This window comes from Vibrio sp. YYF0003 (assembly GCF_036350715.1).
GTDB lineage: Bacteria > Pseudomonadota > Gammaproteobacteria > Enterobacterales > Vibrionaceae > Vibrio > Vibrio natriegens.
In genome coordinates, this window is the sequence record NZ_JAZDWA010000001.1 from 540,261 (window position 1) to 565,532 (window position 25,272).

Below are 25,272 nucleotides of genomic sequence, written 5' to 3' on the forward strand. Positions count from 1 at the left end.
TATTCTAAATTAGCTAAATCCGGATTACTAAAGCTATTGAAAAATCTTGCATCTAATGCCCAGCGTTGATGGATAAGCTCTTTAGCATAAGATACATTTCAACTGATTTTAAAAAGCGTATTTTGATTCTTAAATAACCCCAAGTTAGAGTAAAACAACTCAGTCAGAAATGACTTAATAAAAAGAGCAGAGTTGCTTAAGAGCTAAACTCTACTCTTTTATTACATAATTTAGCTTTACTTACCTACATTAAACTTGTGTCGGGTCTAATTGCGCCAATTTAGCTTGCTTCTTTTTGATGCGAGTAAAAATTCCGCCCAGAATTACAATGCCACATAATGCGTACGTCACCATAAACGACGTATCTCCGGCGACCAACCCAAGGTCGGAGAACGTAATGTATGCCCCAAGTACCATGTAGAGAATGACCGCAGAGGCTTCGAAGCGGAACTCCCAAGGTTTAATATCCATAGCTTCATTCACTGGCAGAACGTAGTCAGTGTCACGTGGACGAACTTTACCAATGAAGTACATAATCGCACAACAGATAACAAACAATACCGCTAACTGGTGGAAGAAGTGTAACTCTGCCAATGGCTTTAGTGGACCAAGATAGCCGTGCATTGTTGCCGGAGTAAACTGGACAATACCGTAAGTCACGACAAATACTGCAAGAGAAACTTTGGCTGCGATTGCCGGCAAACGCTTAGTGAGATATCCCATGAACACGATAGTGAAAATTGGCACACTGAACAGGCCCGCTAGACGTTGTAACAGATCGAACAGTCCGTTTGGCGCAAACATAATAAACGGCGCAATACCAACCGATAAGATTGCAATGAACAGACCAAATACTCGGCCTTTATTTACTAACTGTTCGTCAGAAAGCTTGTTCTCTTTATCAAACAACGGTTTATAAACATTCAGCGTAAATAATGTTGTAGATGAGTTCAGTACACCGTTAAAGGTAGACAAAATGGCACCAAACATTGCCGCAAGGAAGAAGCCAACGAGTGGTTTAGGTAACACCTCGTTAACTAAGCGTGTATACATCGTATCAGCTTCATAGCTCTGACCCGCTGCGTCCGCAGTACCAAACATATGGAATGCGATGATACCCGGAATGATTAAAAACAAAGGTGTAACAACTTTGATTGCACCCGCAAGGATCACACCTTTTTGGCCCTCTTTAAGGTTCTTCGCCCCAAGCGCACGTTGAATGATGGCCTGGTCAGTCCCCCAGTAGTAAAGGTTGACGAGAAGTAAACCAGTGAACATGGTTGAGAATGGTACGTTTGGATCATCTTCAGCGCCAACTGCCTGGAGCTTGTCTGTCGCGTTAGTTGTGATAACTTCCAATCCTTCCATAAAACTGCCGTCACCAAGCACGATCAGTCCAAAGATTGGGATCATCAAGCCACCTACAATTAGACCCACGCCGTTTAATGTGTCTGCAATTACTACTGCTTTTAGACCACCGTAGATTGCATAGAACAAACCCAGCACACCGATAATAGATGCAATGAGAAGGATAGCCTGGAAGCGATTGATGCCTAACATTGTTTCAACATCGAAGATACCGCCAATAACCATTGCCCCAGCGTAAAGGGTATTTGGTAGTAGATTGATGATGTAGCTTAATAGGAATAGCACCGTCACAAACTGCTTTACAGAAAGGTCATAACGAGACTCCAGAAAATCAGGAATCGTCGTGATGCCTTGTTTCAGGTAGCGTGGTACAAGGAACAGAGCGATGATGATCAGTGTAATACCAGACGCTACTTCGTAGCCCATCACAGACATATTTCCTTTGAACGACAAGGCGCTCATCCCTACAAAACTCGTTGCAGAAAGGTTTGTCAGAATCAGGGAGCTCGCGATAAGCCCACCCGTTAAGCTCCGTCCTCCAAGGAAAAAGCCGTCTTTTGAGTCATTCTTCTGATTCTTCACACGTGACCAGGTGTAAAACACCACAAAGCCTGTGAAGAAAAAGAACGACAGTAGGATTGTCATTGGCATAATGTTGTCCTTAATCTATTCGGATTTTAAATGTTATTGCTTCGCAGGGCAAAGGTGCAGGTTAGCCATTAACAGCCCCTTGCCCGATAGTTTTTAAGTTTTACTGTTCACTTGTTATATTTTTTGTAAATGAACAATCAGTGCGGATTCAGGGTCTAAAATTGGCAGGTTCAAACCAATTTCTTTCAAGTTATCGCCACCTAGCGTTAGAGTTTTGTCCAACCATTTAGGACGTTGCTTCATTAATTGGAAACTGGTTTGGGGCATCTCAACCAGCTTGACGAGATACTTTGCATTCACATCTGAGCAGCTGATACGAAGAGGAGAAGGCAGTGCGTGATCTGGCATTGCCAACTGACAAACCGTGATGAGCATTTCGTTTTCATTCTCGACCCCATAAATGTTCTGATTCTTATCCGCGGGGTCGATTCTGAAGCTACGGCCACTGTGAAGAAGATGACGGTACTCCTTATGAAGAGCTATATACCGTGAGAAGGCTTCTTTTTCGGCTTTCGGCTCTTTTACTGGATCAAGTTCTACGCCCATATGACCGCTCAAAGCAGTTACACCACGCATATTGATAGCATGACGTCTATTTGTTGAATGGCACTCAGCAGGGCCAATGTGCGCCCCCATTACTTCTGGCGGGAAGAAGTAGCTCATGCCCTTCTGAATAGCTTGACGCTCAAGCGCATCATTACAATCTGATGCCCAAAAACGTTGTGTGCGCTTAAGGATTTCAAAGTCAATACGACCACCACCAGATGAACAAGACTCAATCTCTACTTCCGGATGAACCTTATTAAGCTCATCCACTAAACGATATAGAGCCTGAGTCTGACCATGTACCGCAGGACGACCTTGATGACCCGGCTGCACAAGTTCACGGTTCATGTCCCACTTCAGGTAAGTAATGTTGTATCGGGTGAGAAGATCATTCAGACGCCCGAACAGGTAGTTAAAGCAATCTTCATTTTGTAAATCCAAAACATACTGCCAGCGGCCAGATGGCTGATGATAACCTTGAAGACCGAGCACCCAATCTGGGTGATTACGGTAAAGGTTAGAATCTTCGCTGACCATTTCTGGCTCAACCCACAGCCCAAATTCCATACCTTGTTGGTTAACATGCTCAATAACAGGCTCTAGACCATTTGGATATTTTCGCTCGTCTAAGTACCAATCCCCCAGAGCAGCACGCTCGCCATCACGCCCAACAAACCAACCGTCGTCAATGATGAAACGTTCAACACCCATTTCAGCCGCTTCCGTTGCCATTTGCATGATGTACTCTGGCTTGTGGTCAAAGTAGATGCCTTCCCAGGTGTTCAGATGAACTGGGCGTGGTTTATTTAATGGAAACTTAACAATGTTGTTACGGACAAATTGCTGAAAACGTTGTGATATTCCATTCAAACCGGAATTACTGTAACAACCATACAGCCAAGGCGTTTGATACTCGTTACCCGTTTCAAGAATTGATTCTCCAGAGAGTAGAAGCTCGCCCGCTTGAACAAAACGGCGACCATCACTACGCACGTCTGCTCGCATTTGGTGATTACCACTCCAGGCAAGGTGGAATCCCCACACCTGACCAACCTGCTCACTAAATCCATTCGTACCGACAAATAACCCGGGAAAATTCTCATGAGATGTACGTCCACGACGGTTTTCTTGCATGAATCCACCGTGTTCAAAACGCTGACGCTGTGTTTGAAACTCATGACACCAACGGCCATGGAGGGTCATTAACTCATTGGCATGATTTGGTAACGGTAATGTTGAAGATAACTTCCCAAGATAGTATTTACTGTCGCCGATGTTTTTCACTGTTACGCGTTTTTGGACAACATCCGTGTCGTAATCTAGCTTCAATTCAACGATAAGTTCCAACTTAGCAACATCATCACTCATCATGAATGTCACTTGGTTGTCTTTTACTAGCGTCGAAGTGAGTCTGAATACCGGAGCCCAGTCATAGCCATCACGATGTCCTTCAATCCCGGGCGCATTAAAGTGACCGCTACCCAATTCAGGACATAGCGACAACGGCACATCCACATCTAAACGTGCTTGTGAGATTGGACGTTCAGTCGCAAGCAGGAGATCTTCATCAATCTGTGCAATCTTTGCTCCCCAGTGAAGGAGCTCGGGAGCTCTGTCTGTTTTAATGATTAAACTGTGTTTCTTACTTTGCAGATGTACAAAATTATTCATAGCAAACCCAATATTGTTTTCGTAAACATTAGTTGATTCTTATCTTGCTCTATAAGTATAAATTTAGTAGAAAAATGGCGCGTAAATGTGATCAAAATACGGATTTAATGTACTAAAACATGCTTCAGATCTACTGTTTTCGGAAACAAAATTAAATGTTTTCGGAAACAAATTTTGAATGATCGCACAGATATTCAGCGATAAGTTCATTATGATATTGTGATTGGTTCTGAATGACTGGATATGACTGTGAATGTAACTTTTAAAGATGTCGCCAAACTTGCGGGCGTATCAACTCAAACCGTTTCTCGTGTGACCAACGGATCTGATAATGTCGCAGAAAAAACACGAGCAAGAGTAAACCAAGCGATTAAACAACTCGGCTACGTACCGAACAAGGGTGCGCAAATGTTAAGCCGTGCAAAGTCAACCAATATTGGACTTATAACGCTTGATATGGCGCTCCATGGTGCTGCACTTATTGCTAATGGTGTAAGAAGAAAAGCCAACGAGTTAAGTCTCGGGACGGCATTTTCTGTTGTTGCGGGACCTGGACTGAATCATGTCCAAGCGTCAATGCGTGAGCTTATCGCTCAGCAGGTTGATTGCGTCATTCTTAATGTTCCACTGACAGCTGAAGAAGCAGAACACCTAGACGAGCAATTTCCGAGCTTACACTTAATATTTATTGACGTACCGGAAGGTACCTCGGTTCATTATGTCCACTGCGAGCACCGGCACGGATCAGCAGAAGTTGTAAAACATTTAGTTGAAGGTGGACGCGAACAATTCTTACTCATTTCCGGACCTCCGGAATCTAGCGCATCAAATATCAGGCTGAATACTTGGCTGCATGAAATAAATGCCGCAAACAAAGTAGTAAGTTATCAGTATCAAGGTGACTGGATGGCGAGCAGCGGTTATTTAGCGGTAAAAGAGGGAGTCGCCAAACAAGTTGCGTTTGATGCAGTGATAGTTGCAAGTGACCAGATGGCCCTAGGCGCATTACGAGCACTTGATGAATTACAGATAGATGTTCCTGACCAAGTGGCTGTTGTTGGATTTGATGGAATTACTGATAGTGCTTATTTTACTCCTCCCCTTACTACCGTGAAGCAGGACTTTACCGCAATTGGCAAACAAGCCGTCATTGAGGCTATCAACCTAAAAGATCAACATTCTCCTAATAATCAGCGATTAAGGCAGATAAATATCCCTGTTGAGCTTATCGTTCGTCGTAGTAGTACTGAGAGTAAAAGAATGGATCAAAATAACAAGCTAAAAATCAAACAACTACTAAGAAAAGTCGAATCATTGCTTGATGATTAGAATAACGTGAAAGGCTACCTAGATCGCAATAAGCGTATATTCTTAATATATAGGATCGACAACAGTTAAGCCCAATAATAGATCACCTTAATGAGAAAATTTATTGCGAAAAAGCATTAACGCATGATGAATGAGTATTTACTCTAAGTAACAATGGGGCACAGGCTTTTCAGAAGAAAAGCCTGTAACAGCTCCTGTCTGTCAGCAGTCTGTTTTCTCAGACAACCTCAGAGCGTCTTCTAGCTCAACGCCAAGGTATCGAATTGTGTTATCTAGCTTCGAATGTCCAAGTAAGATCTGTACGGCCCTGATGTTTTTCGTTCTGGCATAGATTAAAGTGGCTTTGGTGCGGCGCATGGAATGAGTGCCGTAATAGCCAGCATTCAATCCCAGTTTTGCAGCCCAGTTCCTTATAATCGAACGATAAAATGAGTAGCTAATGGGCTGCCCTTTACGGCGACAACTTGGAAACAAAAAGCTACTTGCTTCTAGGGATGCGGAGTAGATCCAGCGACTGATACTTTGCTGTGTTCGAGGAGTGATTTCATAGTGTACATCAGTGCCCGTTTTTTGCTGGATGCATTGAACCCTTTCGTAAATCACTCCTTGCGATGAAACATCGTATACGTGCAGTTTTAGTAAATCACTCGCTCTCAACTTACTATCAATGGCTAGGTTTAGCAGAGCAAGCTGCATCAGGTCGTTCTCAAGCTCAAGCCTGGTCCTGATTCGCCAGATTTCTTCAAGCTTAAATGGCCTTTTTATACCGCTACATTTTCCGGAAGATAACTTTCTCATGTTGACCTCCTCATAGGCGCTATTGGTCAACATAAAGTCTGGCTATCAACTACAACTGTTGCAGTTTGGATCGCAGTCCGGCGGGATGTATGAAATACCCCTGGTCATTTTCGTGCAAGCCTAGATCGCACTGAGGTCGTATATGTAACACCTTACCTTTGTTATAATACAAAATTATTATTTTAATAAATAATGATAATTTTATATTAAAAAAATGCCGCCATATACTCCTTTCTATCAAAACGATAGTTACAAAATGAAAGGTATTGGGAGCAAATTATGAAAATGAATCACGTAGGTATCATGGTTGGTGATATGGACAAAGCGGTTGAGTTCTATACTAAAGCGCTAGGTCTTCGCATTGTAATGAACAACACTAAAGTGATTGAAGAACGAGAGTCTGCGATTGGGCGCATGTGTATTGCTGTTTTTGGTGAGGGCTTCAAAGGCTTCAATATTGCACACCTAGTAACAACAGATGGTATCGGTGTTGAACTGTTTGAGATGAAAGATCGTCAAGAACGTCATGAAGTAGACTTCTCTCGCCTAGGTATCTTCCACTTCTGCTTACAGCTACCAAAAGAACAGTTTGATACCGCAATCAAGCGTGTTGAAGAGTATGGCGGTAAAGTTCGTATGGACATTATGCGTTACCATCCAGAAGACGAGCTAAAACAAGCACAAATGGTTTACCTAGAAGACCCGTTTGGCAACCTGTTTGAGTTCTACTCACACTCTTACGAAGACACTTACGCTTCAGACTATGAATAAGTAAAAACGTAAAGCAAAAGGTTGGCTTTGATGCCAACCTTTTTTGTATTCATTCCTAGGTCAGATATAAGGCCAAAAAAGCTAATCTCTTCTGAATAATTGCTCTTAACTCTCATCAAACTATTTCAAAAGAGTTCTCGATAACTTTAATGATCTGCTCATAACGCCTAGCAAGTGGTGAATTAAGTTTGCTAATCAAGTAAACAGGCTCTTGTATATCAGCGGTAATATCGAATATTTTTAGCTGTTCTTTGTCTGCGAACAGGTTGACGCACCATCGAGGCACCACCGTAAAACCGATCCCCTTAGCAATAGGAACCAATATTTGATGCACTTGGTTAATGTAGCTTTGTGTCGAAACATCCTCTAAATCGACCAAACGAAGCAAATCATTATTCGCTTGATCAACATAAGTTTGGAAATAGTGAGCCAAATCTGGATGACGAACTACTCCCAACTCCATTAACATTTCATTTATCGGCAAGCTTTCGTCTGCGGAAAGCGGCAGCACAAGAGCAAGGTACTCCGCACCAACAATACGGCTCGCGAAATATTTAGGGTTAGGCTCTTTTGTCACTAGACCTATATCCAATTTTCCCTGCAGTATCTGCTCAAATATACGTTGGTTTGGTGTTGCTTCTAACTCAATGGATAAGTCTGGATAACTCGCTTGCAAAGAAAGTAATTCTGAATAAATCAACCAAGCGAAAGTTCCCGAACAGCCAATAGTACAGCGGCCTCGGAAAGGTTCATCGTGTGCCAAGTTCTGTAATAACCCAAACTCTTCTTCAAAGTGTTTGACAGCATAATCGTAAACTTTACGCCCATAGATGGTTAACTCAAACTTCTTGTTAAATCTCTTTATCAGAGGATAACCGCATGCAGCTTCTAATTTAGTTATGTGCTGGCTTACCCCTGGTTGCGTCATGTGGAGTAACTCGGCCGTTTTGGTGAAGTGCCCAACATCGACCAATGTTTTAAAAGTGTTAAGCCAAATAGGATTGAGCATAATTAGAAACCAATAATTATTAATAAATACATTTTCAATAATCATTAATTATACTGAAAACCACTCTTTGTGTCCCTTTGCTCAGACAGAACCACAGATTCATGACGAACTTCAACCAGAGAGAGTCAAATAGGTTAATGACAGATTGAGAAGTTAGATTGCAAGATAGTTCATAACTTTAGAAATGCTGGCTTTTAGACTTCTTCGGATTACTTTAGGCAATACGAATACGCATTACCTGCGTAACTTGGAGTTTCAACACTAAACCACAATGGGGCATTTTCACGTTACCCTACTCTTTTTAACACTGTTATCTAAACATAAGCTCACGACTCTAAAGCAAAATTATGCAGGGCTTCTCCGGCTAAGCGATATATTCGCCACTCAGATTGCTCCTCCGCTCCAATGTGATGGTAGAAATCTATAGCCGGTTGATTCCAGTGTAAAACTGACCATTCAAAGCGCCCACACCCTTTTTCAATGGCTTCATTCGCGAGTGTTTTCATTAGCAATTTCCCCGCCCCTGATGAACGGAAAGACGGCGTAACGTACAAGTCTTCGAGATAAAGACCATTTTTTCCCAGCCATGTGGAATAATTGAAAAAATATACGGCGTAGCCTATCGGGCAGCTATCAACCTCACAAATAATTGCCTTGGCCGTAGAATCTTCATTAAACAGGCTTGAAACAATATCTTCTTCACTTGCATTCACACAATGTAGTGCTTCTTCATATTCAGCTAACTCCCGAATAAATTTCAAAATAACACTGGCATCGGTAGAATTTGCTGGTCTGATTTTCATCATGTTTTTGGCCCTTATGTACTGTAATGGTCGCAGTATACCGACTGAGTTGATATGATTTAAGTGCATTGTTTGCATTGTTAATCTGTATAGTATTCATAATGAAATTTGAAAATATCGACCTGAACTTAATGAAGGTCTTCTACTACATCTACAAAACACAATCTGTTCACCAAGCGGCTGAAAAACTTAACCTCAGCCAATCTGCATGTAGCCACAGCCTTTCTCGATTGCGGGAACGTCTCAATGACGAACTTTTTATTCGAATTAGCGGCAGAATGATACCAACCCAACAAGCAGAATTGCTCGCCGAATCCGTCCTTCCTGCCATTGACTTATTGTACTCAGGGCTTAAAAGTGCTACCCCTTTTGATCCTAGTGTAGGTAAGCACCATTTTGTCATTTCCGGATATGACTTTAGTGCTTGGTGTCTAATGCCGAAGTTAACGGGTCATCTCGCCAAGTATTTTCCTAATATCACGGTACGATTTGTACAAAGTGGAGAGCAAATACCAGCCAAGCAACTTGAGTCAGGCGAAATTGATATCTCGCTGGGTTTTGATCATGAAACTGAGCAATCAAGTCATATAGGGAACGAAATCTGGGTATGCGGAAAATACAGTATTGCGATGGACAACCAACATGAAGCACTGAAAAACAATGTATCGCTGGGGCTAGAGGCGTTTCTGGAATATCCACATGTGCTCGTTACGCCCTGGAACGAACAAAGAGGCATTGTTGACTGTACTCTTGGTAAGTTAAACAAGAAAAGAAATGTCGCTATTACATTACCCAGTGTTCTTAGTGCTCCTTACTTACTCAAAAATACAGATTATTTTCTTGCGATTCCCGAAATATACATAGAAACCTTAGCGGATACTTTGCAATTAGCCTATGTCGATCCCCCATTCCCAATACCGGATTACCAAATAAAACTCTATTGGCACAAGGTCAGGGAGAAAGAGCCTAAAGTACACTGGCTGATTAACTTATTACTTAGCCTATCTTGTGAATGATGCTCTCGTACATCTCCAGCCAGTCATATGAAAACTTAAACCCATTATGATGAGAAAAACTAATCCAATAATCAGTGTAAAAAACCGACGATGACTTATCACCTAAAAAAGTTGGGGCAGAAATGTTTCAGCCCGATCAAGCTGAAACTGATCAAGCTGAAACAAAGATGGACATAAGCTTCTTAGGTTTTTTACTCTAATTTCTAGTGCTCGGATTAATAAAAATATGGCGTACACGCACTGTCATGTTACATCTTCCTTTATAGCCTCCAGATCGTCAGATGAGTAACGTTTGTTGCTTAATAATCGCCAGCATCAGAAAGAATAAGTACTATGAAGAATGCCGTTACGCTTGAGCAAAAATAGCGCAATACGCTGCATTTAGTTCGTGTGTTTTGACTGTGTAGCATCATCACCCTCATCTCATATCCCTCAATCAATACCCTTTCGGTTTGCAACTAAAAATCGGACCACATAAGTGGCCCGATTTGGTATGGGTAGTGGCAACGCCAGAACTGAACCTATTGCTTTGGCAGTGTGAACTGCTAATCTACTTAGCGTGACATTACTTCACCAAGTTCCCGTAAAAGAAGTTACTCAGTGCCTGATAATGCTCTTCAGATTCAGGGGTACCAAAAGCTACAGCGTAATCGGCATGAGATTGACCTTCATAGACATTAAGTTCCGCGTCAACCCCTGCACGCTTAAGTTCGCGATGCACTCGTACAGTATCACTCAATAACAGGTCACGCGTGCCAGTGATCAAATAAGTTGGCGGAAAGTTCTCAAAGCTGCCGTTAATTGGCGATACAATAGGATCTGTTAGTTCTAGCTCACCCACATAGACATTGACTAACGCAGAAGACATACCACGCCAACTACCTAATATGTGGTCTAGTCCTTCATTGACATAACGGCTGTCTCCAGTCATGGTCATATCCACACCCGGCGTTCCAACATAAAGCGCGCTTGGCACGGGTAAAGCCTGTTTATTGAGCTCCTGTGTCACCGCAAGCGTTAGAGCACCGCCAGCAGAAGTCCCCCCCATGACCATAGAATCTGCAGAGCGCGTTTTTAGAAGCGCATTCCACACCTTAACAATATCATTACGGCTTGCTGGTGCGGGTGCATCTATCGATTTGGTGTAGTCGATCGCTAGTGCTGGAATTTGCACCTTAGAAGCAATGATAGAGGCTTCTGATGTTGATGCTAGACCACTCTTCAACATATACGCACCACCCTGAACCGCGACATAGAGCTTGTCTTTTAGCTCTGGCGTAATCGCCTTTGGCGTGACCCAATATACATCAACGCCACCAATAGAGTCTTTTTCAATGGTTACCCCTAGCGTCTTAGCTAGCGATTCTGCTCGTTCGATGGCTGGTGTGTCACGTGCATCAACGAAAGCACGCCACTCGCTTTCTGTTTTGGGTAAGTTTTTCTGCAGAGCCTCTACATTAGCTGCCGGAAAGTTTTTCGAAAACTCATAAAACTCAGGACTAACTGCCGTGGTTAGAGGTACAGGCTGTGCTGAGAGAGGTAGCGCATCTTTATCGGTGGTAGCCATGACGCCAGTGCTTAAAAAACTTGTTGTGATAAAAGTAAGGAAGAGATTACGTGATTTCATTTTTTCACCTATACAGTTTGATGTAAAAGCACTCCTTGCTTCGATGGCATTAAGATAAACAAACTGATTGATGATATGTATGAATTAGAGAAATTCATTTTTGCAAGCTAGGTGCACTAAAGTGATCATCAACGTCTCACAGCAACATGTTATTTGCTAGGATTAAGCAAAGGACTACAGGGAGAGTTAGCTATTAACATCAGAGAATTAGACCTAAATTTGCTGCGAGTATTGCGTGCAATAGTTGAAACTAAAAACTCACACGCTGCGGCGCAAAAATTGGGGATTTCACAAACCAGTGTCAGTCGCGCGATAGCCAAACTCAAAGAGAGTTTCGGTGAACAGCTTTTTATTCGCAAAGCTCACGGGATCGAACCATCAGAATTGGCAATGATGTTGGCTGATGCTTCTGTAGATATGCTACACCCAATCGAAAAAGTCATTGAGGACTACTCTGCTTTTGACCCAAAGAAGTACTCTGGCAAGGTCAACATATTGGTCAACACCTTTTTACTCGAGTTCTTTGGTCCGCGTCTAATACTTGCTCTACGCTACGCCTTACCCAGTGCCAGTTTCAATATCTCACAATGGCAAAAAGATTCTCTCTATGATGTATTGCAAGGCGGCGTTGACTACGTGATTCAATTTGAGTCTTACTCAATGCCCCAAGATATGTTCTGTCGAAATCTAGCCAAAATCGAGAATGTCTTACTGGCGAGAAAGAACCACCCTTCTCTATCCAAAAGCAGTGATTGGGATACGATTCATCGATTACCCATAGTTCGACTGTATCTCGATGGTATTAACCCAAGAAAAGGGATTCTTGAGCAATTGTATGAAAAACAAGGCTATCAAGCGAACTTCTTATTGACCACTCATAGCGTCAGAACAGCGGTTGAATTGGTCAAAAACAGCGATGCCATTCTCTATTCGAGCCGATTCGTTTGCCAGATAGCCCCTGAACTTGAATGCTATCCACTACCGCCATCAATCCAGCGACACAATGTCCTCGATATTGGTGGTTCCTACCTACAAACACGACGTGGAAGCCCATTTAGTCAGTATCTGCATCAAACGATTCAAACCTTTTTTAATCAAACTTTGTCAACTCAGTGAAGCTAGCATGAAAAATAGACTGCAGGATCTCGACTTAAACTTATTAAAACTCTTAAAAGCGGTGGTAGAAACACGCAACACACATGCAGCTGCAGACAGATTAGGTATCTCGCAAACCAGTGTTAGCCGTGGACTTGCAAAGCTTCGAGACGTATTTGGTGAACAACTGTTTATTCGTAAAGCGCACGGGGTTGAACCCTCTGAGCTGGCTGAAAAGTTAGCCGAGGCGAGTGACTTAATGTTAACGCCGCTCATGAAAGTCGTAGAGTCTTACCAAAATTTCGACCCAATAGCATTTAATGGCCAGGTCAAAATTGCCATGAACATTTTCTTCTTGGAGCTACACGGGGAGGGAATTTTTGACACGCTACGCCGTGAGTTTCCAAATGCCAATTTCAGTCTAGTTTACTGGCAAGAGCATTCTCTGGCGGAAGTGTTGAACGGCGGCATTGACTATTTGATCCACTTCGAAGGTTATCCCCTACCACAAGAGATTTATAACCATACGTTACAAGAGGTCGAGCTTTGTCTCATTGCTCGTAAAAACCATCCAGTATTGAACCAAACCTCTGACTGGGCATCTATCCATCACTTGCCGATTGCGCGAGTTATCATTGACGGTATTAACTCTAAACGCGCTCCTGTTGAAGAAGTTTATCTCGCCAAAGGTTTTCAACCCCGAGTGTCATTGGTTACCCACAGTATTCGAGTTCTAACCAACAAATTAAGCACGTCAGATGCGATTATGTACGGGAGTCGTTACATGAGCTTGCTTGATGATCGTCTGGCAAGTTACCCACTGCCAGAGCTACCAACACAGATGCAGAAAATTAAGGTTTGCGGTGGCTATCTTCAGTCAAAGCGGGGGTATCCGCTTAACCAACATCTTCACCAAATCATCCAAAGTTACTTTAATAGCTTGGAGATCCCCCAATAATGAATCAGATATAGCAAAAATGCATTTCTCTAATTCATATCAAGGGTGAATAACTCGATATAAGCTTCTCACCAACTTAAGGATTTGTCGCAAATGGAAAGGCTTAACTTATGTTGATGAGAACAACCAATGAACAAAATAGTACTTTCTGTATTCGCTCTACTACCAGTTTCTATCGCTTCAGCTAATGCGTTTGATACTTCACGCTTCTCTGGTGAGGTGTCTTTGAACTCTGGCTTTAGCAGAACTAACTCTAACTTAGATACCAATAGTTCGGCGCAAATAAATCACCTAGGTAAAGGCGATAGTTCTAATCAGAATTTTGTCGCGCCCCTAGGTAGCCTTTACTACGCGCTAAACGAAAACAACAACCAACGAGTCTACCTAGGTACTTCGCGTGATGATTTGGCCGTTGGTACACTTGCATTTGAACTTGGTTATCAATATGACTACCACAATGGCACCAGACTCGACATCGGCTATCTTCCTACCGTTGTCGCCGATGAAGTGTGGGCAAACCCATATCTAACTGGACAAGAAAGAGAAACCACCGATCGCCAAGGCAACGCATATCGATTGAAACTCTCGAATCTGTGGAACAGCGGAGTGTCATTTGACATGGCATATGCGACTGCTGAGATTGACAATGAAGGTATTAATCACGCGGAGTTATTACGAGATAGTGAAACCTATTACCTTAAAGGTCAGTACCGCACAATGCTTAACACCAACTCAGGCTACATAACAGCTTTTAGCTACACTGACCATGACGCTGATGGCAGCGCTGCATCGTTTAATGCCTATAAGGGGGAACTAAGTTATTTCTACCTAACAAGCAACTATCAGCTAGTGCTAACAGGAAGCTATACACTAAGAGACTTTTCGGCGGAAAATCCGATCTTCTCTAAGACTCGAAGCGATGATGTGTATCGACTATTTCTCGCTTACGAGTATAACAATATCCCAGGTTGGGATAACTGGAGTGTCACCTCATTTGTTGGCGGTACAATCAATGATTCAAACATCGACTTCTATAGTAGCGATAGCTTGCTGATGTCTGTTGGTATGAATTACAAGTTCTAATATTTCTTATGTTAGGGCCTATCACTCTTATGGGGCCAAAGAGCAATCCTCTAAACGAAGAATAATACACTCGCAATAAGGAGCCACATGCGAATTCGTCACTTCATTGTATGATTTAGTATTCTCGTATTGTTGAGTGGTTGTGGCTCACTAATCAGCTTAAAGTCAGAGCGCGAGAAAACAGACAGTATCAGGAGTGAATAGCCAGCAGTATAATAGCCACTTTTAGCATTACCAAAAGTATGTAAAAACTCTATATACGTGGCCAGTTTTAGTTAATCACTACAAGATGTCTGGGTAATCTTGACCAGAATAGTGGCCCCTAACTGGCTTAAGGTTTTAGCTTGGGTTTATCTTGGTAGGGTCATAGGGGGCGGTGTGTGTCTTGATTCTAAAAGCCGACCAGATTTCAGCGTGGTTTGATAGGTATCTACTGAAGAAAGACAAAGAGTAGACGTGATTGTGAAGCTCTAATATCGGTCTTTAGCATGATAAAAGCGAGTAGCCAAATAAAATGGTTCTCGCTTTTTTAATCAATTACCACGTTCGATTCGAGATAAAAATTACCCAGTAAACTCTTCAGAATCGGGACGATTGGTAAACTGCACACCATTTAAGAAGTCGCACAGCAGTTGGTCTTCACACTGTTTGTAGTTTTTGTTGTTTGGCTTGCGGAAATACGCACCAATTTCGTATTTACTTAAACTAATACCAACCACTTCTAATACGTCCAACACATCTTCTGCTTTCATGTCTAGCGCAATGCGCAGCTTCATGAGAATCATGTTGTTGGTCAACGCGACTTCTGGCTTAGGTTGCTCGCCGTCTTTTTTGCCTCGCTTGAGGTTAATAAAGCCATTTAAGAATACCGCTAACTCTTGATCCTTCATCTTAACGCAAGATTTGTCGCTTTCATCTTTTAACCAGTTTGCCACTTTATCGTGAGCCACAGTGACTTCGGCCTGCCCGAAAGCTTTCATTATCTGTGCGTTTTTAAGGTTTAACGCGTGTTGGATACGACGTAAAATTTCGTTGTTAGTCACTAGGGATTCCTAAAATGAGTTCTAAGGGTGAATAAAAATCCATCAATGACATGCGATCTGTGGGTGTCTTTATTCAATAGCGTAGTTGACGGTGACTTTAACAGAGAACACGTTTCTTCGGTAGGTTAAAAAATAGAAATAAGACGGCCTATTCGAACTAGTCGGCTAAGTTGGTAAGACCCCACCTTCATTGACACTATGCTGATTAGAAGAAGTAGGTCAAACCACCTCACTGTTATTTGTGAGGTAGAAGGTTACTGGCAAGGAATGGGGCATCTCTGAGTTAGGGATTATCCATAATTCAGGTAGAATTGATTACTTTTTGTATCAATAAACCTCAAAACAACAAAGCGCCCAAACTGGGCGCTTTATTCGATAAGTCGTTGAGAGTTACTTACTGACTTTTAACGTAGGAAATGCATATTCACCCTGCTGTATTTCTTTGCTCGGTCCATACATCCGCAAGATAATGTAAGCATCTTTTTCTGGAATTGGCAGCCAATTGGTATCACTTTCTTTTCCAGTCGAACTTAGCTCAATCGTATACATGCCGTCCGCATCTGGTTTAAGAGTACGGTCGCCGCGGCTGTGGCGGTTAATTTCGTTGTGAGCCATCAGACGGTTATCAGACCCATATACAGTGAACGACCAGAACTGACTCACATCCGGAGCTTTGAAGTGCATCACGTATTTTTTACCATCTGAGCCGTTGATATTCTTGCCATCTCCTCCTGTCTCTGCTTTTAGGTAAACAGATTCATCAGGCGGCAATCCCCACTGTCCCAAGTATGTACCTTCAGCAAACAAATCACGTTCACCATCGTCCAATTGCTCTCTGGTACCAAGCAATTTACCTGCATTGGTCATTTGCGGAGCGAGTTCTTGAAGATGTTTCATCCCTAACTCTTTACCCACTTTGGCGGCGGCGAGTTGTTCTTTGGTAAAGTCTTCTTTGCAAGGTTCTAAACCAATGTCTTTGTATTGATCGAGCCATTTCTTATCAGCGGTACCCATGTCACCGTCACATAGAACGTAATTAACTCGTTGCAACCAGTTCGTTTCGTCATATTTAGGATAGGTTCTGACTTTCTCTTTAGGTCCCGGAACACCAAGGTACGCCGATAACGTTCTAATATTCCAATCATCCATATAATTTAGGGCAACCTTTTCGTCTTCTTTGCCCACAGCCATGATTCGGCCCATTAACTTAATGATATTGGAATCAACATAAATAACTTCATCGACACTTGCAGGAACATCCCCCGTCCACGAACGGGCAGCAAACATAAAGCTGCCACCTTTGTTGCCTCTTAAACGAGAGCCAATCATGGATGTAGTGTAGTGACCCATGTCCATAGTATGTAGAATCCAATAGCGACCCTCATCCATGTCAGGCACGCTTACCACAACAGGCTCTGCGGCTACATCTAACCACCCCATTAAATGTAATGTGTCATTGTTTATGGTTACATGTGCAGTGTATGAGTCGTCAGCAATATGACGAATATTCTGAAAACGATTGAGCGGTGTATCCGTTTCAACAGCAGTTTCGTAGAAAAATTTGTAAGCTTCATCGATAGAATAAGCATAAATAAAAGCGTCTTGAGCTAGCTTATCGGGGATAGGCTTAGCAAAAGCGAACTGAGTAGCAAAAGGGCTTAACATCGCTGAAGCGACTAGCAACGAGACAAATGGTTTTTTACCAATCATTTTCTTCTCCGAGAATATGAACAATTACCTAATCAACCGATTGAATATAGTTGATGATTAGAACCTTTGAACTAATTGTTGCTATATTATTAGGAATTTCCGGAATGTGAGAAAATTCAATCTTGAATAATTTTCAATTTAGCTTGAGATTAGGATCCATCAATGCGCTTTGACCTCGACTTCAATCTATTAAAAACACTGCTAGTGCTTGCCGAAAAGCAAAACCTGAAAAAAGCGGGGATTACCTTAGGTTTAACAGAAAGTGCGGTTAGTAAACAGTTGACTCGCCTTCGAGAGCAACTTAATGACGAACTGTTTATTAGAATGTCTGGTAAGCTTGAACCGACCAGTTATGCACAATCCATTATTCCGAAAGTAAAAATTGCTATTGGCGACCTAGAAGAAGCGGTCGAACCAGCCACCTTTGAACCATCGACATACTCAGATCCTATTCATATTGCCTTGCCTGATTTAGTGATAGAAAGGTTTGGTATCACGTTGTACGAAAAACTGTTGCAAAAGTTCCCTTCCACATCTGTCACTCTTCATTCTTGGGGAGATGAGACTGAAAATAAAATCGTGTCAGGACAAATTGATTTCGGCGTTCACCTTCTCAACCCTGAAAGATCTTCAGGGGTCTACCAGCAACATATATGCGATGACGCATTAATCATCGCGTCTGCTGCTCACCATAGTGAGTACCATTGGGATGAAGTGAAGCACTGGCCTTTTATTAAACAAAGAGCAATTGGTTGGAACGAGCAAAAATTCCAGTTTATAGAACATTTGCATAACAATGGAATCGATCTCAACTATGCCCATGAGATTGACAGTGCCTCTTTTGCATTAAAGATAATGACGAGCAGAAAGGTAGCAAACGTGTTGCCTAGCAAGGTGCTTGGTAAAGAATTTATGCAGGTTGCGGGAACAGAATTCATTAATTTCGACATCATTTGGGCATCAAATACACGTACAACTGATAGAAAATCACCCTTACATCAATGCCTACACTTATTGTTCTCACAGATGTTTATTGAAAGATAACGTGAATAGAGGCTAGGAAAAAGATCGATTACCACACAAGAAAAAGTAGAGAAAAATCCTACTGGGAGTGGTAGGAGGCATTACCATTTCAACTTTAAATTTGGATAGGTAATGTACTGACTCTTATAAAAAACGGCATCCCGATTGGTCCGGTCTGCCGTTTTTACTATTAGTCAATGTTAATCAACATTATTCGGCAGCAAAAGCTGGTTGCTGAAGTTGTGCTTCGTCTTTTCTTAGTTTAATTGGAGCATAGATAAGTGCACCAACAAGGAACAGACCTAAGTAACCGATCAGCGGGTAGAATACAGCAACTAACTGAGTGAAACCGGCAAAGCTAGCCACAAAGCCAACAATCAAGGTAGCAAAGATAAACTTGTTCGCTTTAGCCGTTTTCATTGGTACAAAGCGAGCTGCAAATGCGTAGAACATGCTCACTGCGGTATTGAAGATCATACCTAACAAAATGAATGTCATGAAGGTTGACAGTGCTGGTGAAATCATATCGATGATTTTTAGTAGTGGCATTGGGTATTCTGCGACCACTTCAATCTTAGAAAATAGTGCTAAGTGGCTAAGTACGATTAGTACACCGACTCCAGCACCACCAAGAAGTCCACCCAGTTTTGCAACTTTAGGGTTTGATTCCGCACCGCCCATAACCAGTGCCATGGCCGCGCCCACCGCTAGGTTGAAAGATACGTAGTTGATTGCTGAGATAAACCAGTTAGGTAGTGTTGATTCAAGACTTTCAGCAATTGGCGCTAAGGTATCAAAAGATTGATCCATTGTGATGATGCTGTAGGCACAAATAATAACCAGAGCAACAATCAAAAATGGTGTAATACTACCAATAACCGCGACAACACGATTTACATTCATCATTGCGGTCAGGCCGATTAGGACCGTTAGAAGAGCGCTTCCGACGTATCCTGGCAGGTCAAATTGTTGTGTTAGAAGGGAACCAGCTCCGGCAATCATTACTACGCCTACACCAAACAAGGTGAAGATAATCACATAGTCTACGATAACGCCAACCCAACGGCCGCTAATTTGGTAGATGACTTTTTTGTGTGACATGGTCTTGGTTTGAGAGCCAAGCATTGTCAGCATCATACCTAGGTATGCAAATAGGGCCGTTGCCAGCACCGCGGCTGCTGTGCCCCAATGTCCAAAGCTTGTGAAGTACTGCAATACTTCCTGTCCAGAGGCAAATCCGGCCCCGACAATAATTCCGATAAACGCACTCGCGATTTTAAGAATGTTCCACATGGTAGGCAAATCTCCTTGTCGACTATTAATCAACTTATGTAATTGTATTTGTAGTTGTAGTTGTAGTTCTTTTGGTTACTTGTTGTTAATTGATGTAACAACAGCGGGAGCAATAAGTATCACATCTGTTAACAGAACTGCATAGTGTGTTGTTTTATATGTGATCAAAAGTGGAAGTTTGCTAATTTTTTGTTAAAACTCTTGAAAGTTTAACTCTTAGAGTATAGTGCGATTATTGACGTTTATTTAATCTAAACAATATGGAAGAGACATAAGAAATTTTAATTATTATTCTATATATATCAGATAGTTAAATTAAAAAAAATAACCTCTCTTATAATTGATTGTAGTTTTACTATAACCTACTTCTCATTTAACTATTCACTACGTTCTATTTTTCCATGGGAATGTTTCTTATTTTTGTGCTGATATTGTGTACATTTAAGCATTTCACTACTAAGTGATGTTAAATATCCGATATTACACAATATTCGTAACACCACCGACTAAGAACCTCAGCATTTAAAGGATAAATCCCCTTAAATTAGAATAAGATAAATAATAAAGATCAGAAAATATTGCGCTGGGGAATAAGAGTTTTTTTAAAAGTTATCTATTTTTTAGATATGTGATAAGTGTGTTCAAATGTGTTGATATGTTCATTCATTGAGCAGCAGCTCTGTCTTGCTAGATCAGTCGGATAAGAAGTTATGACAAAGTAAACATTCTTTAAATCAGTACCATTTTAGAGGCGTTGTAGATTAATTCGGCCTAAAGTATTTATCTCTGATCTTTAATGTCGAGCTTTCACATTAAAGTGCTGCTGTAGTTATCTTAGACTTTGCCTAATACGGAAATGGGAACAATAAAAAAGCCCCTTTCGGGGCTTTTACTTTTTAGAAAACCACACTGTGCCAAAGATTGTCACTGTGGCTGTCACAAGTGAGCTTTATTTGAGCATGTAAGCACGTAATGTTGTAACTTGCGCAGAGCTTGAGTCTGTATCGCTCATTACTACACGTAAGTGAACAAATTCACCTGCTTCAGCGTCATTTGGCACGGTCGCAACCCACTGGCCATCTTCATAAGCCACTTGAGCGTTGACCCAATCTGATTCATTCAGTTTGTCATAAACCGGACAGTACGAGTAAGCAGAAACATAGCTCACTACACATTCCTGACCATAAGCGTATTGCAGGGTCACTTCTGCCAGAGTCACATCTTCATTGCTGTCCATTTCACCCGACAGGACAACTTTCGCAGGCTCGCCTGCAGGATGGCTGTTGTGCATATCGACTGGAACATCAATTTTCGGTACCAAAATAGGTTGCGCACCTTGCATGCTTTGGTCAGTCATAAAGGTAAAGATACCCTGATAAAACGAACCTAGCTTGTCGTCAATCGGTGAACGCTCAGCAACACCACGGTTATAATTACGTAGCTCCAGGCGCACTTCTGCACTTTCCACAGGCATGGTTAAGGTGCCAGTGTCCATGTACTTGCTCTCACCATTTACCCATAAACCATAGGCTGCTCGACCATTGTAACCTGCAATAGCATCGTGACCTGACGCATCCCCAAACTGCGGGAAGTTCCAGCGAATCAAATTGGTATCGCGGTAACCAACAGAATGAGAACTCGTGTTCAAGCTTGCGCCTTTTGGTCCTCTTAGCCAGGTAGTATCTTCTTTAGCGCCAGCTTCCATAATTCGTGGGCCATCAAAATAGGCGCCATCCGATTGAATGCGGCTGCCTTGCATTACAATGTTGGTCCAGGTGTTTTTGCTGGTTGCGGTGTAATATTCATCACGCACAACCGGCGCCACTAACATTTGTGGACTGCCCGTTGAATAGAACTCACCAGTGCTGTTGGTTTGCGCCATCATGTCGCGGAAAACAGGACGTTCCTCACCTTGAGCATGGTACGCTGCACTGATGTGATACATGTCTTTATCATGCACACGAATTAAGCCACCTTTGTTGTGACCTTCAGTGATGTGATGTAGTTGGTAAGTATAAGGCGTCTTATCAACGGCAGTACCTGACCAACTCACCTTGTTGCGACCACTTTGGATTTCTGCAAACAACATTTCACCTTCTTCAGCACTTAAGCCAACAATCGGCTTAGTCGGGATACCAGTAAAGGCTGTTTTATAACGACCATTAGTGCCTGGACGATAGAAAAGTACACCAATTGCACCTTGTTCCAGCGCACCTTTCACCATGTAAGAAGTGACATTGTAAGGGTTTTGGATCAAAGCAATTTTGCCAGCCAAATCAAATTGGCTCCAATCTGTGCTGTAACCACCTTCACCAACAGGTACGACTTCAGCGCTACCTTCACCATCAAAACCAACAGCAAGACCTTGTGCGACGGCATGTAACTGCTGACCATTTTCCATGGTTAGCACAGTTTCAGGAGCGGTTGCATGAGTAGATAAAAATGCACGGAAACGGCTGTCGTAACCTTGTGACCACAGATACATATTTTCAACATAATCCGGCATCAAATCAATCGCAGCGAGTTTCGCTACTTTATTGTCATCCAGAGCGTAGGTGAAACCAAACGAGAAGCCCTGTGTATCAATTGGCTTATCCGCTTTAAACTCCACTTTTTCTGCCACACCAGCATCAAAAGTCAGTACCGTATCTGAAGTGACTTTGTGATCAAGGTAGGCCATCTGCGCTGCGGATTCTGGTAGTCCACCAAAATCAGAATCATTGTCGTAAGTTACAATGTGTGAAATAACACTGTAGTTACCTTTAGGCAGGCTAATGCTGGCTTGACCATTGGTAAAGGAAAGTGCATGCCCCCAGTCATCTTCTTCATTAATGATATAGGCTTTAGAGAAACTGTTTGCAGGCTTGCCGCGGTTATCGTACGCGTTTAATGTCAGCTCGACTTCTGGCGGCTGGATCAAAAACGAAACAGGCACAATAATTTGATCATCCGATTGACCAGTACCCTCGCCTTTAATACGTCCAGTTATGGTGCCATAAGCGCCATCGCGCAGCGCCACTTGTGGCTCAATCCACACTGGCACGTCGACTGAACCATTCGCTGGTACCGTCACTGATTTAACGCCTAAACCAGCCAGAGTCGCAGGCAATTGCGTTATACCGTCTTCGCCGATCAGATCCATGCTCAGTTTATAAGTTACATCACTGTTGCTGATATTGGTCAGCGTCACATGCGCATCGACACTGACAGCAGATGACACTTCAACAAAGCGACCTAGTTCTACGTTTGGCGCGGCAATAACTGGTTGAGTAATTGCGCGGTTCACATCCATTGGGCCTGCGCCCTGCTCTAACACATGAGCGTCATTATCAAAGACTGAAGAAGTTAAAACGCGTTTGAGTTGTACTGGAGATAGATCTGGACGAGCCTGTAATACAATCGCCGCACCACCTGCAACATGAGGTGCCGACATTGATGTCCCCGACAAAGAGCGGTAAGCGTTGCTACCCACGCCTCCAGATGCAGCAGCCACGACATCGACACCTTGTGAGCCGATATCTGGTTTCGCTGAGTGACCATCTGGTGATGGACCACGCGAAGAGAACACAGCCGTCTGATTTTCACGATCCAATGCAGCTACAGTCAAGGCGCTTGGCGCACAGCCCGGCGAACCCACCGTTTCACGGGTAAAGCTGTTACCGGCTGAAATAACAAACAGAGCTTGATCTCTAAAAGCTTCAACCACATCAACCATCGGGCCTTCACAGGCTGTGGCTGAACCACCTAGTGACATATTAACGATGTCTGCGCCATTTTCGACGGCCCAGATCATGCCATTAATAATACCGTAAGTACTGCCACCTCCGCTGTTGCTCAGAACTTTACCAACGAGAAGATCAGCACCAGGCGCCATGCCTGCCCAATACCCATTCGATTCTGACCCCGTACCTGCAATAGTTGAAGCCGTGTGAGTACCGTGACCATTTAAATCATCAACACCGTTTGCTGAATATGAAAAGTCTTTTGCGCCAATCACCTGCCCTCTCAAGTCACTATGCTCAACATCGTAGCCAGTATCCAATACCGCTACTGTGACGCCTTCACCATTAAACGTGACGGCTGAAGGGCCCAACGCGCCTGTCAAAGGTACGGTAGGTGTTAACGTGGTGCCAACAGATTGCTTATGACCATGAATCACAGCATCAAGCCAAACTCCTTCAATGCGTCCATCCTGTGTCAGGCTTTCCCATACAGCTTCGGCTTTCTCTTTTTCGATGCCAAATGCTGCACTGTCGATTAATTCGATTTCACCGGTCAGCGAAGTACCCTCGATTACAGTTGGTGTTGCCGCACCTGCAAGCGATCCATCTGCGTATTCAATTATCACAGGAAGATTGTCTGTGCTCGCGTCATCATACTTTGACTGATAGAGCTTATTGATATTAAACAACTCTAAGTCAATGGCACGTGAGTCTACAAAAGGCTGTGCTTTGGCTGGCACCAAGTAGGTGTCGTTTCCACGTTTGAAAACAGAAGTAACAATTTCCACACCGTCTTTATTCAGCATGCGAATACCACCAAGTTCACCGGCATTATTCACAACGGCACTGACTTTGTCGCCAGTAATCAACGTGAATTCAAGCCCTTTAGCTCCCCCTTGTACCGCAGCCAATTCCGTTTCAGCTTGCGTACATAGTGACATACTTGCACCTAATAACGCTAAACAATGCACAGCAATCTTGCTGCGCTTAAAGCGACTACTCATATATTCCCTTATATCTAAATTTTTATATTTATACAGTTTGCTATCGTTTGATTTTACAGACTGCAAACCAAATCTCTTTTATTTCAAACACAGTACATACAGCTCCTGAGTATGAGAAAAATGACTACCACATTATTTACACCAGATAATCACTATGTGTTTTTACCGTCAACTTTCGTTTTTATGAGGATAAAATTTATATTTAAACGTACTAGCGTACGGTTTAAAAATCTTATTATCTCCTTAAAACAGAGAGTAGTTATATTAAATAAACCCTCTAAAACCAATATTAATGGACACAAGAAACACTATACATGCGGATAAGATCACGCCAGATAATGCAAAGTGCTTTCAATAAAATCGTCGTTTTAAAAATATATTCGATAACATTTAACTTCAAATATCATCAAAATCTCACTTAAAATCAAAATAAAAGCCTAGTCGCATCAAAAATATTTAAATGATTTTAATATTTAAATTTTCATTCATTTACCGCACAAAATGTGATTTTAATTCAAAGGTGTTATTTTAAAATATAATACTCCGCTAAATTAATGACGTGAAGAGTTAAATGGATAAAGTCACTAATGGGATACTAGTGATTTTCCTACACGTACGTTGCATCATTTTCATAAGAGATTCATTGGCAATCCGTTCATGACAAATGGCTGCATAGAACAACAAAATACCAGACTTTCATTCAATAGGCTCATGATGCACACGCAAATCGACGTCCGTTAATCGCTTCATCC

General features: G+C 42.4%; 17 protein-coding genes. 7 read left to right on the top strand and 10 right to left on the bottom strand.

Features of this window, described 5'->3' with window-relative positions; genetic code table 11:
* Positions 1–249: 249 nt before the first annotated feature.
* On the bottom strand, positions 250–2,019 hold the full coding sequence (locus V1U08_RS02405) for a solute:sodium symporter family transporter (protein WP_065303679.1): 1,770 nt from the start codon (positions 2,017–2,019) through the stop codon (positions 250–252).
* Positions 2,020–2,133: 114 nt separating this feature from the next.
* Positions 2,134–4,236 (bottom strand): alpha-galactosidase, encoded by a 2,103-nt coding sequence (locus V1U08_RS02410; RefSeq protein ID WP_243978292.1) that lies wholly within the window; start codon positions 4,234–4,236, stop codon positions 2,134–2,136.
* Between the two features lie 249 nt (positions 4,237–4,485).
* Between V1U08_RS02410 and V1U08_RS02415 the strand changes: the two genes are divergently transcribed.
* Positions 4,486–5,565: a LacI family DNA-binding transcriptional regulator gene (locus V1U08_RS02415; RefSeq protein ID WP_024372981.1), complete on the top strand. Its 1,080-nt coding sequence runs from the start codon at positions 4,486–4,488 to the stop codon at positions 5,563–5,565.
* A 201-nt stretch (positions 5,566–5,766) separates the two neighbouring features.
* Here V1U08_RS02415 and V1U08_RS02420 read toward each other — a convergent pair whose 3' ends face one another.
* Positions 5,767–6,363 carry a tyrosine-type recombinase/integrase gene (locus V1U08_RS02420; protein WP_330469817.1) on the bottom strand — a complete coding sequence of 199 codons (597 nt, stop codon included), beginning with the start codon at positions 6,361–6,363 and terminating at the stop codon, positions 5,767–5,769.
* A 279-nt stretch (positions 6,364–6,642) separates the two neighbouring features.
* On the opposite strand from V1U08_RS02420, the gene V1U08_RS02425 reads away from it, so the two are divergent.
* Positions 6,643–7,134 (top strand): VOC family protein, encoded by a 492-nt coding sequence (locus V1U08_RS02425; RefSeq protein WP_065303750.1) that lies wholly within the window; start codon positions 6,643–6,645, stop codon positions 7,132–7,134.
* Positions 7,135–7,249: 115 nt separating this feature from the next.
* Here V1U08_RS02425 and V1U08_RS02430 read toward each other — a convergent pair whose 3' ends face one another.
* Both V1U08_RS02430 and V1U08_RS02435 read right to left on the bottom strand, forming a co-directional pair.
* Positions 7,250–8,188, bottom strand: coding sequence for a LysR family transcriptional regulator (locus tag V1U08_RS02430; protein ID WP_330469818.1), 939 nt, complete (start codon positions 8,186–8,188; stop codon positions 7,250–7,252).
* A gap of 281 nt (positions 8,189–8,469) precedes the next feature.
* Entirely contained in the window at positions 8,470–8,949 is a 480-nt protein-coding gene (locus V1U08_RS02435; protein WP_330469819.1) for a GNAT family N-acetyltransferase, read from the bottom strand.
* A gap of 98 nt (positions 8,950–9,047) precedes the next feature.
* Here V1U08_RS02435 and V1U08_RS02440 point away from each other — a divergent pair, with 98 nt between their 5' ends.
* Positions 9,048–9,962, top strand: coding sequence for a LysR family transcriptional regulator (locus tag V1U08_RS02440; RefSeq protein ID WP_020335969.1), 915 nt, complete (start codon positions 9,048–9,050; stop codon positions 9,960–9,962).
* A gap of 565 nt (positions 9,963–10,527) precedes the next feature.
* Here V1U08_RS02440 and V1U08_RS02445 read toward each other — a convergent pair.
* Positions 10,528–11,589, bottom strand: coding sequence for an alpha/beta hydrolase fold domain-containing protein (locus V1U08_RS02445; protein WP_330469820.1), 1,062 nt, complete (start codon positions 11,587–11,589; stop codon positions 10,528–10,530).
* A 219-nt stretch (positions 11,590–11,808) separates the two neighbouring features.
* Between V1U08_RS02445 and V1U08_RS02450 the strand changes: the two genes are divergently transcribed.
* From V1U08_RS02450 to V1U08_RS02460, 3 genes are all read left to right on the top strand, one after another.
* Positions 11,809–12,705: a LysR family transcriptional regulator gene (locus V1U08_RS02450; protein WP_256722924.1), complete on the top strand. Its 897-nt coding sequence runs from the start codon at positions 11,809–11,811 to the stop codon at positions 12,703–12,705.
* 7 nt (positions 12,706–12,712) lie between these two features.
* The gene (locus tag V1U08_RS02455) at positions 12,713–13,642 is read left to right on the top strand and encodes a LysR family transcriptional regulator (protein WP_020335973.1); all 930 of its coding nucleotides are present in this window, start codon (positions 12,713–12,715) and stop codon (positions 13,640–13,642) included.
* Positions 13,643–13,771: 129 nt separating this feature from the next.
* Complete coding sequence (locus tag V1U08_RS02460; protein WP_330469821.1) at positions 13,772–14,725, top strand: DUF2860 family protein; 954 nt, start codon at positions 13,772–13,774, stop codon at positions 14,723–14,725.
* Between the two features lie 563 nt (positions 14,726–15,288).
* Here the strand turns inward: V1U08_RS02460 and V1U08_RS02465 are convergent.
* A complete protein-coding gene (locus V1U08_RS02465) occupies positions 15,289–15,768 on the bottom strand; it encodes a DUF1456 family protein (protein WP_088878683.1) in 480 nt (159 codons plus the stop codon).
* A gap of 390 nt (positions 15,769–16,158) precedes the next feature.
* Positions 16,159–17,478 carry a DUF1254 domain-containing protein gene (locus V1U08_RS02470; RefSeq protein WP_443089728.1) on the bottom strand — a complete coding sequence of 440 codons (1,320 nt, stop codon included), beginning with the start codon at positions 17,476–17,478 and terminating at the stop codon, positions 16,159–16,161.
* 162 nt (positions 17,479–17,640) lie between these two features.
* Between V1U08_RS02470 and V1U08_RS02475 the strand changes: the two genes are divergently transcribed.
* Complete coding sequence (locus tag V1U08_RS02475; RefSeq protein WP_243978299.1) at positions 17,641–18,522, top strand: LysR family transcriptional regulator; 882 nt, start codon at positions 17,641–17,643, stop codon at positions 18,520–18,522.
* Positions 18,523–18,711: 189 nt separating this feature from the next.
* Here V1U08_RS02475 and V1U08_RS02480 read toward each other — a convergent pair whose 3' ends face one another.
* Positions 18,712–19,794, bottom strand: a complete 1,083-nt coding sequence (locus V1U08_RS02480) for a YkvI family membrane protein (protein WP_330469822.1) — start codon at positions 19,792–19,794, stop codon at positions 18,712–18,714.
* Positions 19,795–20,743: 949 nt separating this feature from the next.
* Positions 20,744–24,520, bottom strand: coding sequence for a S8 family serine peptidase (locus tag V1U08_RS02485; protein WP_330469823.1), 3,777 nt, complete (start codon positions 24,518–24,520; stop codon positions 20,744–20,746).
* Positions 24,521–25,272 lie beyond the last annotated feature (752 nt).

Coding starts and splice junctions, on each gene's coding strand:
- V1U08_RS02445 (WP_330469820.1), bottom strand. CDS start 11,589: ATGAAATCACGTAATCTCTTCCTTACTTTTATCACAACAAGTTTTTTA.
- V1U08_RS02480 (WP_330469822.1), bottom strand. CDS start 19,794: ATGTGGAACATTCTTAAAATCGCGAGTGCGTTTATCGGAATTATTGTC.
- V1U08_RS02425 (WP_065303750.1), top strand. CDS start 6,643: ATGAAAATGAATCACGTAGGTATCATGGTTGGTGATATGGACAAAGCG.
- V1U08_RS02430 (WP_330469818.1), bottom strand. CDS start 8,188: ATGATTATTGAAAATGTATTTATTAATAATTATTGGTTTCTAATTATG.
- V1U08_RS02420 (WP_330469817.1), bottom strand. CDS start 6,363: ATGAGAAAGTTATCTTCCGGAAAATGTAGCGGTATAAAAAGGCCATTT.
- V1U08_RS02460 (WP_330469821.1), top strand. CDS start 13,772: ATGAACAAAATAGTACTTTCTGTATTCGCTCTACTACCAGTTTCTATC.
- V1U08_RS02405 (WP_065303679.1), bottom strand. CDS start 2,019: ATGCCAATGACAATCCTACTGTCGTTCTTTTTCTTCACAGGCTTTGTG.
- V1U08_RS02440 (WP_020335969.1), top strand. CDS start 9,048: ATGAAATTTGAAAATATCGACCTGAACTTAATGAAGGTCTTCTACTAC.
- V1U08_RS02475 (WP_243978299.1), top strand. CDS start 17,641: ATGCGCTTTGACCTCGACTTCAATCTATTAAAAACACTGCTAGTGCTT.
- V1U08_RS02435 (WP_330469819.1), bottom strand. CDS start 8,949: ATGATGAAAATCAGACCAGCAAATTCTACCGATGCCAGTGTTATTTTG.
- V1U08_RS02455 (WP_020335973.1), top strand. CDS start 12,713: ATGAAAAATAGACTGCAGGATCTCGACTTAAACTTATTAAAACTCTTA.
- V1U08_RS02485 (WP_330469823.1), bottom strand. CDS start 24,520: ATGAGTAGTCGCTTTAAGCGCAGCAAGATTGCTGTGCATTGTTTAGCG.
- V1U08_RS02470 (WP_443089728.1), bottom strand. CDS start 17,478: ATGATTGGTAAAAAACCATTTGTCTCGTTGCTAGTCGCTTCAGCGATG.
- V1U08_RS02410 (WP_243978292.1), bottom strand. CDS start 4,236: ATGAATAATTTTGTACATCTGCAAAGTAAGAAACACAGTTTAATCATT.